General features: G+C 62.6%; 14 protein-coding genes and 1 pseudogene. 11 read left to right on the plus strand and 4 right to left on the minus strand.

The features are described 5' to 3' along the window. Positions 1-23: 23 nt before the first annotated feature. From NKI37_RS31950 to NKI37_RS17720, 3 genes and pseudogenes are all read left to right on the plus strand, one after another. A pseudogene (locus tag NKI37_RS31950) lies at positions 24-149 on the plus strand (thioesterase family protein); the annotation flags it as partial. A gap of 320 nt (positions 150-469) precedes the next feature. After that, positions 470-1,120, plus strand: coding sequence for a S24 family peptidase (locus NKI37_RS17715; RefSeq protein ID WP_023681959.1), 651 nt, complete (start codon positions 470-472; stop codon positions 1,118-1,120). A gap of 8 nt (positions 1,121-1,128) precedes the next feature. Further along, complete coding sequence (locus tag NKI37_RS17720) at positions 1,129-2,001, plus strand: thermonuclease family protein (RefSeq protein ID WP_023708175.1); 873 nt, start codon at positions 1,129-1,131, stop codon at positions 1,999-2,001. Here NKI37_RS17720 and NKI37_RS17725 read toward each other — a convergent pair. Further along, the gene (locus tag NKI37_RS17725; RefSeq protein ID WP_352789757.1) at positions 1,964-3,613 is read right to left on the minus strand and encodes a lysine--tRNA ligase; all 1,650 of its coding nucleotides are present in this window, start codon (positions 3,611-3,613) and stop codon (positions 1,964-1,966) included. The genes NKI37_RS17720 and NKI37_RS17725 overlap by 38 nt on opposite strands. A 156-nt stretch (positions 3,614-3,769) precedes the next feature. Here NKI37_RS17725 and NKI37_RS17730 point away from each other — a divergent pair, with 156 nt between their 5' ends. Further along, the gene (locus NKI37_RS17730; RefSeq protein ID WP_023818790.1) at positions 3,770-4,183 is read left to right on the plus strand and encodes a tellurite resistance TerB family protein; all 414 of its coding nucleotides are present in this window, start codon (positions 3,770-3,772) and stop codon (positions 4,181-4,183) included. 33 nt (positions 4,184-4,216) lie between these two features. Here NKI37_RS17730 and NKI37_RS17735 read toward each other — a convergent pair whose 3' ends face one another. Then, positions 4,217-5,026, minus strand: coding sequence for an ABC transporter substrate-binding protein (locus tag NKI37_RS17735; RefSeq protein ID WP_502896371.1), 810 nt, complete (start codon positions 5,024-5,026; stop codon positions 4,217-4,219). 303 nt (positions 5,027-5,329) lie between these two features. Here NKI37_RS17735 and NKI37_RS17740 point away from each other — a divergent pair, with 303 nt between their 5' ends. After that, on the plus strand, positions 5,330-6,061 hold the full coding sequence (locus tag NKI37_RS17740) for a helix-turn-helix transcriptional regulator (RefSeq protein WP_023669621.1): 732 nt from the start codon (positions 5,330-5,332) through the stop codon (positions 6,059-6,061). A 275-nt stretch (positions 6,062-6,336) separates the two neighbouring features. Further along, a complete protein-coding gene (locus NKI37_RS17745) occupies positions 6,337-6,975 on the plus strand; it encodes an acyl-homoserine-lactone synthase (protein ID WP_023681954.1) in 639 nt (212 codons plus the stop codon). 201 nt (positions 6,976-7,176) lie between these two features. Here NKI37_RS17745 and ppk2 read toward each other — a convergent pair whose 3' ends face one another. Further along, positions 7,177-8,082: a polyphosphate kinase 2 gene (gene ppk2 / locus NKI37_RS17750; protein WP_023688696.1), complete on the minus strand. Its 906-nt coding sequence runs from the start codon at positions 8,080-8,082 to the stop codon at positions 7,177-7,179. Positions 8,083-8,183: 101 nt separating this feature from the next. On the opposite strand from ppk2, the gene NKI37_RS17755 reads away from it, so the two are divergent. The 3 genes from NKI37_RS17755 to NKI37_RS17765 all read left to right on the plus strand — a co-directional run bounded on the left by NKI37_RS17755 (position 8,184) and on the right by NKI37_RS17765 (position 11,393). After that, positions 8,184-9,452 (plus strand): ATP-binding protein, encoded by a 1,269-nt coding sequence (locus NKI37_RS17755; RefSeq protein WP_352789763.1) that lies wholly within the window; start codon positions 8,184-8,186, stop codon positions 9,450-9,452. Between the two features lie 115 nt (positions 9,453-9,567). Then, complete coding sequence (phoU, locus tag NKI37_RS17760; protein ID WP_023692535.1) at positions 9,568-10,290, plus strand: phosphate signaling complex protein PhoU; 723 nt, start codon at positions 9,568-9,570, stop codon at positions 10,288-10,290. A gap of 95 nt (positions 10,291-10,385) precedes the next feature. Then, positions 10,386-11,393, plus strand: coding sequence for a magnesium and cobalt transport protein CorA (locus tag NKI37_RS17765; RefSeq protein ID WP_023692534.1), 1,008 nt, complete (start codon positions 10,386-10,388; stop codon positions 11,391-11,393). A 154-nt stretch (positions 11,394-11,547) separates the two neighbouring features. On the opposite strand, the gene NKI37_RS17770 is transcribed toward NKI37_RS17765, so the two are convergent. Then, on the minus strand, positions 11,548-12,066 hold the full coding sequence (locus NKI37_RS17770) for a GcrA family cell cycle regulator (RefSeq protein WP_023669627.1): 519 nt from the start codon (positions 12,064-12,066) through the stop codon (positions 11,548-11,550). A 358-nt stretch (positions 12,067-12,424) separates the two neighbouring features. On the opposite strand from NKI37_RS17770, the gene NKI37_RS17775 reads away from it, so the two are divergent. Both NKI37_RS17775 and argF read left to right on the plus strand, forming a co-directional pair. Beyond that, the gene (locus NKI37_RS17775) at positions 12,425-13,624 is read left to right on the plus strand and encodes an aspartate aminotransferase family protein (protein WP_352789765.1); all 1,200 of its coding nucleotides are present in this window, start codon (positions 12,425-12,427) and stop codon (positions 13,622-13,624) included. Between the two features lie 18 nt (positions 13,625-13,642). Beyond that, on the plus strand, positions 13,643-14,554 hold the full coding sequence (gene argF, locus NKI37_RS17780) for an ornithine carbamoyltransferase (protein ID WP_352789768.1): 912 nt from the start codon (positions 13,643-13,645) through the stop codon (positions 14,552-14,554). The last annotated feature ends 19 nt before the right edge of the window (positions 14,555-14,573 follow it).

Below are 14,573 nucleotides of genomic sequence, written 5' to 3' on the forward strand. Positions count from 1 at the left end.
ACGTCTGAGGGCGCCTTGCGCGCATGATGGCCACGGCAAGGCGCCGTGGCCTTACGCGGTCGGCAGCGAAAGCCGCCTGGCTTTTCGCTGCCGACATCGACTTCAACCTCCATCTCAACAACGCCCGCTACATGATGCTCGCCGACCTCGCGCATGACCCCGAAAATCGGAATCGATTCTCGAAAAGGATCATGCGCCAAATCAAAATGCTACAGCGTCCTTGGCTTGTCCAATAGGACGCTTGCCCGCTCCGTTCAACCGCGGTCGCCGACCGAGGCCGCCGACCGAGGCCGAGCGGGTTTTCATGACCTCCCACCAGGGATGCGCAGCCTTGCCAAGGCAGTTTGAGGCATCCATGACGACTTCGCCGCACACAGCTTTTTGAGAGATCGGGCCGCGCGCCGGTGGACAATCGGATGACCGCGCGCTAGAAGGAAAAGGTATTTTTTCCTGTTTTGAGGAGAGCGAATTGCTCTCGCATGACCGAGTTTGGGCAGCCATCGACGCTCTCGCCGAGCGCTATTCGTTGTCGGCCTCCGGCCTGGCCCGGCGAGCCGGTCTGGACTCCACCGCTTTCAACAAATCGAAGCGGCTGTCCTCGGATGGACGGCCGCGCTGGCCGTCGACCGAATCGCTGGCGAAGATCATCGAGGCGACCGGCGCCTCGCTCGACGAATTCACCGGGCTGGTCGAAGGCCGTGCCAAGGCCGCTTCGGGCTCGGTAGCCGCGCAGCGTTCGGCGGTGCCGCTGCTCGGCTTTGCCCAGGCCGGCGCCGGCGGCTTCTTCGATGATGCCGGCTATCCCTCAGGCCAGGGCTGGGACCTTGTCGAGCTTCCGGCACGGGCGACCGAAACCTCCTATGCGTTGAAGGTGCAGGGCGATTCCATGCTGCCGCTGTACCGCAATGGCGATGTGCTGATCGTCGAGCCGGGCGCCGCTACCCGCAAGGGCGACCGCGTCGTCGTCAAGACCAATGCCGGCGAAGTCATGGCCAAGGTGCTCGACCGCCAGACGACGAAATCGATCGTGCTGATTTCGCTCAACCCCGACCACCCGGACCGCGACATCGCGATGCGCGATGTCGAATGGGTGGCGCGGATCGTCTGGGCAAGCCAGTAGGTCTCGCGGTGCGTCTGCTTCAAATCCTCATAGCCCTCCTGCCGATCCCGGTGATGGTCGCCATTGTCGTCGCCGGCGGTCGCGCGCTGCATCGCGACGGCCCCGCCATTACTGTCGACCAGATCGACCCGGACACCGAGGCCGTGCCCGAGGAGCCGGCGACGTCGGCGATCCCCGAGGTCCAGCCCGTCAAGCCTCCGGCGCACTCGCCTCCGGTGCATTCGAGGGCGATCGATCCCGAGGCCATCGCTCCGCCGCCGCTGCCGGCAGAAGAACTTGAACGGGTTGAGCCACGCGCGCCGCTGAGCGACCTGGCGCTGGCCGGACCGCCCAAGCCGCGTGGGCGCAGAGCGGTCGACGACTGGGGAGGAACAAAACTGTTCCAGCCGGTCGCGGCCGCCGCCGGCCTGATCGAAGCCAATGGTTATTCCGTGACGGTCTCCGGCATCGACATCGTCAGGCAAGACGAGACCTGCACCGAGGGCGGCAAGTCCTGGGCTTGCGGTATCAGGGCGCGCACCGCGTTCCGGTCTTTCCTGCGCGGCCGGGCCGTTGCCTGCAAGGTGCCGCCGGAGGCCGACCGTGTGCTGATCGCCGCCGAATGCCGCATCGGCAAGCTGGATGTCGGCCAGTGGCTGGTCGAAAACGGCTGGGCACGCGCCACGGCAGGCGGCCCCTATGTCGAAGCGGGCGACAAGGCGCGCGCCGACAAAAAGGGCATCTTTGGCGCCGCGCCCGACCTTGGCGGCCTGCCACCGGCGCCAACGCCTGTTGCGGCACCGACGGCGTCGCAACCGATCCTCGATGCCCCGGCGATAGACACGCCGCCGGCCGGGACGGAAATTACGCCGCCAGCTGACCAGCCAGCGCCCGCTCAATGAGCGCGCGGGTTTCGGCGATGCCGTAGAGGGCTGCGAACGAACCGAAGCGCGGTCCGCGTTCCTGGCCGATCAGCACCTGGTAGATCATCTGGAAGAAAGCGCCCGAGACACCAGGGCCGCCGTCCGGGCTCTTCTTCGAATGGTCCTGATAGCGTTCGATCTTGCGCGCCACGTTGAGCGAAGCGTTCTGGATCGCTTCGCCGTCGGCGCCGGCCGGCAGGCCAGCAAGCGCGTTGCCAAGCGCTTCCAGCGCCACGCGTTCCACATCGTCGGCCGGCCGGAAGGTCTTCGTCGGCTTCACGAAATCGTCGAAGTAGCGGATGGCGAAACCGACCAGTTGGTCGAGTTCGGGATGCGTCGCCGGCGTCACGCCAGATGCATGGCGCGAGATGAAGCCCCACAGCACATCCTTGTTTTGCGCGTTGGAGGCGCTGACCAGGTTGAGCAGCAGCGAGAACGGCACCGGCATGTCGATGGAAGGCGGCTTGCCGTCATGCATGTGCCAGACCGGATTGCCCAGCCGCTCCTTCCAGTCCTGGCGCGGATAGGCGTTGAGGAAGGTGTAGTACTCGTCGACGGCGCGTGGGATGACGTCGAAATAGAGCTTTTTCGCCTGCCTTGGCCGCTGATACATATAGAGGCCGAGGCTTTCGGTCGGCGCGTAGCGCAGCCATTCGTCGATGGTCAGCCCGTTGCCCTTCGACTTCGAGATCTTCTGGCCGTTCTCGTCCAGGAACAGTTCGTAGACGAAATGCTCGGGCGCGCGCCCGCCGAGAATGTTGCAGATGCGGTCGTAGATCACCGCATTGGTCTGGTGGTCCTTGCCGAACATTTCAAAATCGACGCCGAGCGCTGCCCAGCGCATGCCGAAATCCGGCTTCCACTGCAGCTTGACCTTGCCGCCGGTCACCGAAAGCGTGGTCTCGGTGCCTTCATCGTCGAAGGTGATGGTGCCGGCCTTGGCGTCGACATGCTTCATCGGCACGTAGAGCACGCGCCCGCTCTTCGGCGAGATAGGCAGGAACGGGCTGTAGGTCGCCTGGCGCTCGGGTCCCAGTGTCGGCAGCATCACCGCCATGATCTGGTCGTAGCGCTCGGCTGCGCGCACAAGCATCGCATCGAAGCGGCCGGCCTTGTAGTACTGCGTCGCGCTGGCGAATTCGTAGTCGAAGCCGAACGTGTCGAGGAAGCGGCACAACATCGCGTTGTTGTGGTCGCCAAAGCTCGGATAGTCGCCGCCGAACGGATTGGGCACCGCCGACAGCGGCATATGCAGATAGGGCTCGAGGGCTGCGCGATCCGGCACATTGTCGGGGATTTTGCGCATGCCGTCCATATCGTCGGAGAAGCAGAGCAGCTTGGTCTTGACCTTGTTCCCGGTCAGCACGTGAAAGGCATGGCGCACCATCGAGGTGCGCGCGACCTCGCCGAACGTGCCGATATGCGGCAGGCCCGACGGGCCGTAGCCGGTCTCGAACAGGACGATCTCCGGGAAGTCGCCGTCCTTGTAGCGCTCGATGATCTTTTTGGCTTCCTCGAACGGCCAGGCCTTGCTTTCGGCGGCTGCCGCAAGCATTTCGGGGTTGAGATCGGCGATGTTTGATCCCGTCATGTCAAAGTTCCAGTCATGGCCGGCTTTCGCGGCTGGTAAGATTTTTCAACCGGGTCTCTAGGCGCGACAGGGCGGAGCGTCAACGATATCAGGCGTTTTCGTTGCGACGGCGCCGTGGCGTCCCTACCTTCGACCCTCACTATCAAGGAGTTTTGAATGCCGTTGCCGTCCACCCATGAAGCCCTGATCTACCTGATGGTCATCACCTCGGCTTCCGATCGCGACATGACCGATATCGAACTGGCGCGCATCGGCGACGTCGTCCGCAGCTGGCCGGTGTTCGAGGATTTCAAGCAGGACAGGCTGATCGCCATTGCGCAGGACTGCCAGAAGATGCTGCATGAAAAGGATGGATTGGAAGGCGTGCTCGAGCGTGTCGCCGAGACTTTGCCCGAACGGCTGCACGACACCGCTTATGCCGTCGCCTTCGAAGTTGCCGCCGTCGATCTCGAAATGCGCATGGAGGAATTGCGGGTGCTGCAGTTGATCCGGCGTGAGCTCGATCTCGACACGCTGACCGCCGCGGCCATCGCGCGCGGGGCGAAGGCCCGCCTGCGCACGCTGACCTGATCCAGCCCCTAGAGGAAGCTGACCGGGACCGGATCAGAAGAAACTGACCGGGAAATAGCGCAAGTAGAATTCGGCGAAGGTGCCTTTCACCGATATCTCCTGCAGCGCGTAGTCCATGGCTGCGGCCAGCGCTGGGTCGCTGGCCCGGGTGGCAATGGTCATGCCGGAGCCCAGATATTCCGGCGCCAGGTAGGGTCCACCGGCGAAGCGGCAGCAACCGGCGGCGTCCGTGCCGCCCAGCCAGAAGGAAAAGCGCATGCCGTCGCCGAAGGCGGCATCGATCTTGGCCCTCTTCAAGTCGCTGTAGAGGTCTTCCGGCCGGTCGAAGCGGATGATCTGCACGGTGCCGAAATAATCGCGCAGCATCTTTTCATGCGCCGAGCCGGCCAGCACGCCGACCCGCTTCGAGCGCAATTTGTCGAGGATCGGCTCCGCGAAGGCCTTGGTCTTCGGCATGATGAAGCGCGCCGGAAACTGTAGATAGGAGCGCGAAAAGCTGTACTCCGCCCGCGTCTCCGGCGTAGCGGCGATGCCGGCGATGATCGCCTCGCCTTCGCCCTTCTGCAACGCGTCGTGGAGTTCGGCCCAGGGCAGCGCCTGGATCTGGCATTTGTCGGCGATGTCGAGTTCGGCGCAAATCGCCCGCGCCAGGTCGATGTGGAAGCCGGACAATCGGCCCGTGCCGTCGAGAAAGTTGAAGGGCGGGAAATCGGTTGTGGTGAGGAACCTGAGCCTCGGCAGCGCCGAAAGGTCCGGTTTCGGCAGCCGCTCCTTGGCATCCCAAAGCACCGGTACCTGCGGTTCCGCTGCCCGCGCAGCGCCGGAAAACGGCTGCACTCCCATCAGCATCGACAGCAAGGCGATGGCTATCCAGCGAGGTGTCACGAAAAAACTCCGCCCGTCTTGGCCGTTCGCTTGTGATACGAAAACGGCGCAGGCACAATTGTTTTTGATTTCAAAGGGCAAATTTCGGGTTATGCTTTGGCGAGGTTGCAAATAGCCGCACAGAGTCGGCCCGGGGTTGGCGGTCGCTGGCGTTAGAAAAGCTAAGGATGTGGCTTTGCAATCCGGGGTTGATGGCTAAGTGCGGGGCAGGCACGTAGCATCGGTCTCAAGAGCGGTAGGCAACATGGGGTAGATGTTGCGATGGGTTATTTTGACCGGACACTTGAATATATTGACCGGGTGCAGCGTGCCGACACGTCGGCTGCGGTGTGCGAGCAGCTACTTAGTGTCACCTCGAATTTCGGATTGACGGCCCTGATAGCCGCAACGGTGCCGCAGCCCGGTACACCAAGCAGCCAGACGAAGGACCATGTGCTGCTCTGCGATTGGCCTAGCGAATGGCTGGAGCGTTACTTATCGCGCAACTACGTCGACCACGATCCGGTCGTCAGCCATTTGAAGCAGTTTCGGGCGCCATTCCAATGGCGCGATGCCGTTCAAAGCATGCCCGCCGACAAGAGCAGCGCCGAGGTAATGCGCGACGCCCGCCAGTTCAAGCTGCGTGACGGCCTCGCCTTCCCGCTGATCACGCTCGAAGGCCAGATCGCGCTGGTCTCGCTGGGCGGTGAGGCGGTCGAACTGTCCGAAGCCGAATTCGCAATGGTCTCGCTGGCCTCCACCTATGCCATCGGCCGCGCCATGCAGCTTCAAACGACGGCCGGCAAATCTATCGATCACATTGAATTGACGCCGCGCGAGCGCGAATGCCTGCAATGGGCGGCGGTCGGAAAATCCGAGTGGGAGATTTCGCAGATCCTCGGCATCTCGGAGCATACCTCTGAGAAACACCTTCTCAACGCCAAGAGCAAACTAGGCGCCGCCAACCGTGTGCAGGCAGTCGCCGAAGCAGTCAGGCACGGCTATATCAGCTAGGCCGGTTCTGGCGGCCCGAAATTTATGGCCGCATTGTCGGCGTCATATCTTCAGAAAAGACCGGCCCCTGTCGTCCTCTTGAGACGGCTAATGCTTTCTTAACGCCAAAAGCAGACTCGGCGTCGCCAACAGGGTGCACGCCATCGCGGAGGCGTTTAGGCGCAGCTATATTAGCCATGTCGGCTGTGGCAGCCTGGAAATCCTTGCCAACACCTTCGCGCAATTTTTTCGGGAAAGCCCGGCCGTATCTTCCTCTTAAGCCCAGGAGACGGCTAATGCTATTTTCCCTTACCACTCAACAACTGATGGAACGTCCCGACCTATGGGAGGCCGTCCATCGCCTGCGTTACAAGGTCTTCGTCGATGAGATGCGGTGGACCGATCTCGATCGCCCGGACGGCCTCGAAATCGATCAATTCGACCATGATGAGGCCGAACACCACCTTGTCATACGCAATGGCGAGCTTGCAGGCTATCATCGGATGCTGCCGACCACACGGCCGCATCTCCTTAGCGATGTGATGCCGGAACTCTGCGAGGGAAAGCGCCCTTCGGGACCGAATGTCTGGGAGCTAACCCGTTACGCGGTGGCGCCAGGCTTTCGCGATGGCAAGCGCGGCGTGTCTACGGTCGGCACCGAACTGATCGCCGGCTTCGTCGAATGGGGCCTTGCTCGCAATGTCGATCAGGTCATTATCGAGGTCGAGCCGGTGTGGGTGCTGCGGACGCTGCAGTTGCACTTCCTGGCGACGCCGCTCGGTTACCAGCGCACCTATGGCAACCAGCAGGTCGTCGCCACACTGCTGACCTTCAACGAGCATACGCTGGATGTCGTGCGTTCGCGCCGCAACCATCACGCCCCGGTGTTGGCCAGGGGCACCCCCCACATGCTCGGCATGCGGCAGGCGTCGTGAGACTGTCTTCACCCGACGCGCTTTAATGCATGTCGCTCAAAGTGGCCCCGGTTTTGAGAGAACGACATGCATGAAACAAAGACCTAAAGCGCGTCGCGTGAATCCGTTCAAATGCGATGCGCTTTAGACAATGGCCACAGAGCCCACCTCCGTGTGGGGGTGGGCTCTGTAATTTCAGCCTCTGCCTATCGAGGCCAGTCTCTACTTCTCGAGAAACGACGGCCCTTCGCCGACGATCTTTTTGTCTTCCTTGCCGATGGCGTCGAGATCGCGCCCATCATAGGGCAGCGACAACAGGATGCGCCGCATGACGGCCAGCCGCGAGCGCCGCTTGTCATTGGCCCGCACGATGATCCAGGGCGCGAACTGCTTGTGCGTGCACTCGACCATCTGGTCGCGCGCCTTGGTGTAGTCGTCCCATTTGGTAATGCCGGCAATATCGATCGGCGAGAACTTCCAGTTCTTCAGCGGAGACCAGCGGCGGTCGTGAAACCGTTCGAGCTGGGTTTCGCGGCCGATGTTGAGCCAGAATTTGAAGAAATAGATGCCGTCGTTGGAGATCATCCGCTCGAAATGCGGCGTCTCGTCGAGGAATTTTGCATGCTGTTCCGGTGTGCAGAAGCCCATCACCGGCTCGACGCCGCCGCGGTTGTACCAGGACCGGTCGAAGGTGACGAATTCGCCCGATGTCGGGAAATGGGCGACGTAGCGCTGGTAGTACCATTGCCCGACTTCGGTTGGGGTCGGCTTGGTCAGCGCCACATTGCGCGCGGTTCGAGGATTGAGATACTGGCGCAGCACCGAGATGGTGCCGCCCTTGCCGGCGGCATCGCGCCCCTCGAACAGCGACATCACTCTGCTGCCGGTCGCCCGGAGCCAGGCCTGCGCCTTGACCAGTTCGATCTGCAGCCGCTCCAGCGTCTCGTCATACTCCTCGCTCTTCATTTTCTTGTCGTAGGGGTAGTCGCCTGCGGTCAGTTTGTGGTCCTCGATCCAGCTGGGAAGCTCAGGGTTTTCGATGTCGAACTCCCGCTCCTTGCCGTCCACCTTGATCTTCAGCGGCCCCTTTGCCGGCTCTGCGGCGGGACTTTCCTTGGCTTTTTTCATCGAGACGAACCTTTCCAGCTTGCGGACTCATGCTATGGGGGGCCTCAAACTCGGTCCAGCGGAAGTTTCGGAGGGACCGGCGCAGAAGCACGGAAAGCACGATGGCTGACACCGGGGCAGAGCGGACAACCACGGGGCAGGCCGTCGCCGGCCGGCTGTGGAACAGCCGATGGCTGCTGGCCGCCGGTGCGATCGCTATCCTGGCCGTTTATGGTTTTGCCGGTATCTCTGCCTATGTCGTCCTGGCTGCGTTGACGGTGCTGCTGGCTGCCGCGCTTCTGCCAACCGGTGGCGCCAGCCGGTCTGCTGAGAAGACCATTACCACGGTCGAGGCGAGCGGGCTGCAGCGGCTTTCCGGCGAATATCTTGCGGCTGCCGTTGCCGATCCGCTGATCATCTTCGACCGCACCGCCACCATCGTCCACGCCAATGCCGCCGCCTTTGCCGCCTTTGTCGGTATCGCGCCCGGCCTGTCGCTGTCGCTAAAATTCCGCGCGCCGGAAATGCAGGCATTGCTGGACCGCGTGCTGTCGGGAACCGTCGCCTCGGATGCCGTCGACTACACCGAGAAGCTGCCGGTGGAACGGGCCTACCGGGTCAGCGCGTCCTCGGTCGGCCACGCCACCGATCTCTATGTGCTGGTATTCAAGGACCAGAGTGAGACGCGCCGCATCGACCGCATGCGCGCTGACTTCATAGCCAATGCCAGCCACGAGTTGCGCACCCCGCTTGCTTCGATCTCGGGCTTCATCGAGACGTTGCGCGGCCCGGCCCGCAACGATCCGGCGGCGCGCGAGCAGTTCCTGCAGATCATGCAGAACCAGACCGGCCGCATGGCGCGCCTCATCGACGATCTCCTGTCGCTGTCGAGGCTTGAAATGAAGCCTTACCTGAGGCCGGGAACCGAGGTCGATCTGCGCCAGTCCATCGACAGCGTCATCGATTCACTGGGCCCGCTCGCCAGCGAGAACGGCGTCGTCATCGAACGCGACTACGCCGAGGGGCCGCTCGACGTGCCCGGAGACCGCGACGAGCTGTTCCAGGTGTTCGAGAATCTCTTGGAAAACGCCTGCAAATACGGCCAGCCTGGCGGACGCGTCACAGTGTCGATCGCGCGGGGCGAGGCCGGCCCGGAACCGGGCATCGATGTCACCATCAGGGACTATGGCCCGGGCATCCCGGAAGAGCACATACCGCGCATTACCGAGCGCTTCTATCGCGTCGACGTGGAGAGCAGCCGCACGCAGAAAGGCACCGGTCTTGGCCTGTCCATCGTCAAGCATATTCTGACGCGCCACAACGCCCGGCTTTCGATCAAGTCGGAGGTTGGCAAGGGCGCGGCGTTCACGGTCCATTTGCCGGCAGGCTGAGGCGGTACTATCTGCTAACTGCCTGTTTCTTCTTTCTGTCATCCGGCTAGCGTATCAGCACAGGGGTCGAGGAAACGACTCAAAAGGCCAAAGATTTAAGGAAGGCATTTCGCCCATGCAGTCCGTACACATTGTCAGCGCCTATGACGAAGAGCTGAAATACCTGGCGAAGCGCATCGCTGCGATGGGCGGCCATGCCGAGCGCATGGTCGAGCAGGCGATCCAGGCGCTGGTCAATGCCGATCCCGGCCTCGCCCAGAAGGTCATTCGTGACGACATCGTGCTTGACGATGGCCAGCGCGAAATCGACGACAAAGCCATCGTCATCATCGCCAAGCGCCAGCCCATGGCGACGGATCTGCGCGAGATCGTCGGCGCCATCCGCATTTCGGCCGACCTCGAACGGGTCGGTGACCTCGCCAAGAACGTCGCCAAGCGTGTGGTCAGCGTCATTGACGGCCGCCAGCCGACCAGCCTGTTTCGCGGCCTCGAGGCGCTTGCCGAACTCGCTTTGACCCAGCTCAAGGAAGTGCTCGACGTCTATGCCTCGCGCTCGGTCGAGAAAATAGGCTTCGTTCGCGACCGCGACGACCAGATCGACGCCATGTACACCTCGCTGTTTCGCGAGCTTTTGACCTACATGATGGAAGATCCGCGCAACATCACGCCGTGCACGCATCTGCTGTTTTGCGCCAAGAACATCGAGCGCATCGGCGACCACGCCACCAACATTGCCGAGACGATCTACTACATCGTCACCGGCGAGCAGTTGCCGGCCGAGCGTCCAAAGGGCGACAAGACCGACAAGGTTGCCCTTCCGGCGCTGCCGGTGAAGTGATCGCGCTCCCCTCGAACGCTTAATCATATTGCGCTAAACTACCTGGATGTTAGCGTCTCGGTTCCTGGCCAAGGCCAGGCGCTCAGGAGGCTGCGATGGAATATGTCCGAGAGTTCAAGCCGGCGCCGGCATCGTCCGGCATCATCGCGTCGAGCGTCTACACCGCCGGCAAGCGCATCGCCGACATTCCGATCGAAGAAGCCGGCGAATGGGCCAAGAAGTCGGGCCATGTCGTCTGGATCGGGCTGCTCGAACCCGACCGCGAGCTTCTGCTGCGCGTCAAGGCGCAATTCCATTTGCATGAGCTGGCGATTGAAGACGCCGAACATCCGCACCAGCGGCCGAAGATCGAGCAATATGGCGATGCGCTGTTCATCGTTGCCCGCACTGCACAGCTGATCGACGGACGCGTCACCTTCGGCGAGACGCATCTGTTCGTCGGCTCAGGCTATATCGTCAGCGTCAGGCATGGTCCCTCGACCTCATACGCCGCCGTGCGCCAGCACTGGGAAAGCTGTCCGCACTCACTGGCCAAGGGCGAGGATTTCGTCCTCTACGCCATCCTCGACTTCATCGTCGACAACTACATGCCGGTGCTAGAGCAGATCGAGGACGAGGTCGAGGCGATCGAGGACAGGGTGCTGCTGAAGCCGATGACCGGTCCCGACATCGAGCGGCTCTATATGCTGCGCCGCGATCTGTTGCGCCTGCGCAATGCGGCGCTGCCGCTGGTCGAGGTCTGCCGCCGGCTGACCAGCGCCGAACTGCCGCAGATCCATACCGCAATGCATCCGCTGTTTCGCGATGTCACCGACCATATCCGCACCGTGCAGGAAAAGATCGACAGCCTGCGCGAGGTTCTGGCGTTCGCTTTCGAAGCCAGCCTGCTGGTCGGCCAGAGCCAGGAAACCGCGAACACCAAGAAGCTGGCCTCATGGGCGGCGATCCTGGCGGTGCCGACGGCGCTCGCCGGCATTTACGGCATGAATTTCGACGACATGCCGGAACTGAAGATGCAATACGGCTATCCCGTCGTATTGGTCTCGATCGCGCTGATCTGCTCGTTTTTGTATTGGCGATTTCGGAAGAGTGGGTGGCTGTGAGGGCAGGCAGTAGGCAGTAGGCAGTAGGCAGTAGGCAGTAGGCAGTAGGCAGTAGGCAGTAGGCAGTAGGCAGTAGGCAGTAGGCAGTAGGCAGAATAAGGTAGCGCCTCACGAGCGCTACCCCATTCCCTACTGCCCAGTCCCCAATCCCTAACTACCGGCTCCTGCGCCGCTCTGAAGCCGGCTGGAACGCCACCCTTGCGTGGTACTTGCAGTAAGGTCCGGTTTCAGCCGCCTCGTTGCCACAGAAGTTGAAGTCTTCCGATAGCGGATCGCCATTCGGCCATTTGCAGGTGCGCTCGGTGAGATCGGTGAGCTGCAGATGCCGCGAGATCGGCACGACGACGTTTTCGACCGGGCGGATGTAGTGGCGCGCCACTGGCTCGGCGTCGAACTGCGCCTGCAGTGCGTTCGCCCCGATCGAAGTCGTGACATGGCGCTGCGTGGTTGCGGCGCGAGGCACCGATTTCTGGATCGAAGATCCCTGCGTTGTCTTCTTCTGACGCGCCGGCGTCGCGGTCGAGCGTCCGCGGCCCGACAGCTTCAGCCGGTGCACCTTGCCGATGACCGCGTTGCGGCTGACCCCGCCGAGTTGTGCGGCGATCTGGCTTGCGCTCAAGCCCTCCGACCACAGTTTCCTGAGAAGTTCGACCCGCTCGTCAGTCCAGTTCATGAGACCGCGCTCCTGCTAAGTGTGCGGCAGCCGGAATCCATTCCCGACCCGGCAATCTTTGCCGGGGCAGACACCACATATATTAGGTGATTAGGTCCGCCGCACGAAATCTAGTTATTTCCCGACTACAATTACCTCATGTGTTGACTCGGTGACAAGAGTCCCAGGTGCAACACGAATCGGTTTTTTAGGTTTTCCCCAACTTGCCCGGTCGCTTATGAGCCGGCGTCTCGTCGGGAGCTTGCCGCGCGCCTCTGCGCGACGTTTTCGTTGACTTCATGGCCGAAAAACACGATAAGCCGCAAAGGCCGCCGCTTTGGCGGCTTTTTTGATTTTTCCGGTACCGGAGACGCATATAATGAGCGGTTCGGCGCTTTACGAGACCTTTGCCCGCGCCCCTTTGGCCTTCGACCATGGCGAAGGCACCTGGCTGGTTACCGACAAGGGCGAGCGATATCTCGATTTCGCTGGCGGCATCGCGGTCAATTCGTTGGGCCACAGCCATCCGCATCTTGTCTCGGCGCTGACCGAACAGGCGGCCAAGCTCTGGCACGTCTCCAATCTCTACGAGATCCCGGGGCAGGCCCGGCTCGGCGAGCGGCTGGCTGACGCCACCTTCGCCGACAAGGTGTTCTTCACCAATTCCGGCGCCGAGGCGCTCGAATGCGCGATCAAGACGGCGCGGCGCTACCAGTTCGTCAAGGGCCATCCCGAGCGCTTCCGGGTCATCACCTTCGAAGGCGCCTTCCACGGCCGCACGCTGGCGACCATCGCCGCCGGCGGCCAGTACAAATATCTCGAAGGTTTTGGGCCCAAGGTCGAAGGCTTCGACCAGGTCTGCTTCGACGACATCGACGCCGCCGAAAAGGCGATCACACCAGAGACCGCCGCGATCCTGATCGAACCGGTGCAAGGCGAGGGCGGCATCCGCCCGGTGCCGACGCAATCCTTGAAACGGCTGCGGCAGCTCTGCGACCAGCACGGCCTGCTGCTGATCTTCGATGAGGTCCAGTGCGGTATCGGTCGCACCGGAAAGCTGTTCGCGCATGAATGGACCGGCGTGACGCCCGACATCATGGCGATTGCCAAGGGCATTGGCGGCGGCTTTCCGATGGGCGCGTGCCTCGCCACCGACGACGCTGTCGTCGGCATGACGGCAGGCGTGCATGGCACCACTTTCGGCGGCAATCCGCTGGCCATGGCGGTCGGCAACGCTGTGCTCGACGTCGTGCTGGAAGACGGCTTCCTCGAAGACGTCCAGCGCAAGGCATTGCTGATGAAGCAGGGCCTGGCGGCGGTCGCCGACGAATTTCCTGATGTCATCGAAGGCATCAGGGGCAGCGGCCTGATGCTTGGCCTGAAATGCGCCATGCCCAACACCAAGGTCAACATGGCGCTGCGCGACCAGCATCTGCTGGCGGTGCCGGCAGGCGACAACGTCATTCGTCTGCTGCCGCCGCTGACCGTCACCGACGCCGAGATCGGTGAAGCGCTCGATCGCATCCGCGCCGGCGCCAAGGGCCTGACCGACGCCATCGCCGCGGCCGCCGCGAAGTAATCCCGAGAACCATTCCCGATGAGCCTTCGCCATTTCACCGATCTTTCCGCCGTTTCCGAAGGCGATCTGCGCCTGATGCTCGACGATGCGGTGGTGCGCAAGGCGCGCCTCAAGGCCGGCGAACGGACCAGACCGCTCGAAGGCAAGGTGCTGGCCATGATCTTCGACAAGCCGTCGACGCGCACGCGCGTGTCCTTCGACGTCGGCATGCGACAGCTCGGCGGCGAGACCATCATGCTGACCGGCACCGAAATGCAGCTCGGCCGCTCCGAGACCATTGCCGACACCGCCAAGGTGCTGTCGCGCTATGTCGACGCCATCATGATCCGCACCACGTCGCATGAGCGGCTGCTCGAGCTGACCGAGAATGCCACGATTCCGGTCATCAACGGGCTGACCGACGACACCCATCCCTGTCAGCTGATGGCCGACATCATGACCTTCGAGGAGCATCGCGGCCCGGTTGCCGGCAAGACCATCGCCTGGACCGGCGACGGCAACAACGTGCTGCATTCGCTGCTCGAGGCCTCGGCGCGGTTCCGCTTCAACCTGAACGTCGCAGTGCCGGAAGGCAGCGAGCCGGCGCAGAAGCACATCGACTGGTCGAAGACCAATGGCGGCAAGCTGCACTTCACCCGCTCGCCCGAAGAGGCCGTCGACCAGGCCGACTGCATCGTCACCGACTGCTGGGTGTCGATGGGCCAGGAACACCGCGCCCGCGGCCATAATGTCTTCTCGCCCTATCAGGTCAATGCGGCGCTGATGGCCAGGGCCAAGCCCGACGCCCTGTTCATGCACTGCCTGCCGGCGCATCGTGGCGAGGAAGTGACCGACGAGGTCATCGACGGTCCGCATTCGGTGGTCTTCGACGAAGCCGAGAACCGGCTCCACGCGCAGAAGGCGGTTTTGGCCTGGTGTCTGGGCGCTTGATCTCCAGGCGCTTGATCTC

Origin of the sequence: Mesorhizobium sp. M0626 (assembly GCF_040320665.1) — a bacterium.
Taxonomy (GTDB): domain Bacteria; phylum Pseudomonadota; class Alphaproteobacteria; order Rhizobiales; family Rhizobiaceae; genus Mesorhizobium.

Bases quoted from the DNA above. Each gene is read 5' to 3' on its own strand.
- NKI37_RS17725 (WP_352789757.1), bottom strand. From the start codon at position 3,613: ATGACGGGATCAAACATCGCCGATCTCAACCCCGAAATGCTTGCGGCA.
- NKI37_RS17730 (WP_023818790.1), top strand. From the start codon at position 3,770: ATGCCGTTGCCGTCCACCCATGAAGCCCTGATCTACCTGATGGTCATC.
- NKI37_RS17735 (WP_502896371.1), bottom strand. From the start codon at position 5,026: ATGGGAGTGCAGCCGTTTTCCGGCGCTGCGCGGGCAGCGGAACCGCAG.
- NKI37_RS17740 (WP_023669621.1), top strand. From the start codon at position 5,330: ATGGGTTATTTTGACCGGACACTTGAATATATTGACCGGGTGCAGCGT.
- NKI37_RS17745 (WP_023681954.1), top strand. From the start codon at position 6,337: ATGCTATTTTCCCTTACCACTCAACAACTGATGGAACGTCCCGACCTA.
- ppk2 (WP_023688696.1), bottom strand. From the start codon at position 8,082: ATGAAAAAAGCCAAGGAAAGTCCCGCCGCAGAGCCGGCAAAGGGGCCG.
- NKI37_RS17755 (WP_352789763.1), top strand. From the start codon at position 8,184: ATGGCTGACACCGGGGCAGAGCGGACAACCACGGGGCAGGCCGTCGCC.
- phoU (WP_023692535.1), top strand. From the start codon at position 9,568: ATGCAGTCCGTACACATTGTCAGCGCCTATGACGAAGAGCTGAAATAC.
- NKI37_RS17765 (WP_023692534.1), top strand. From the start codon at position 10,386: ATGGAATATGTCCGAGAGTTCAAGCCGGCGCCGGCATCGTCCGGCATC.
- NKI37_RS17770 (WP_023669627.1), bottom strand. From the start codon at position 12,066: ATGAACTGGACTGACGAGCGGGTCGAACTTCTCAGGAAACTGTGGTCG.
- NKI37_RS17775 (WP_352789765.1), top strand. From the start codon at position 12,425: ATGAGCGGTTCGGCGCTTTACGAGACCTTTGCCCGCGCCCCTTTGGCC.
- argF (WP_352789768.1), top strand. From the start codon at position 13,643: ATGAGCCTTCGCCATTTCACCGATCTTTCCGCCGTTTCCGAAGGCGAT.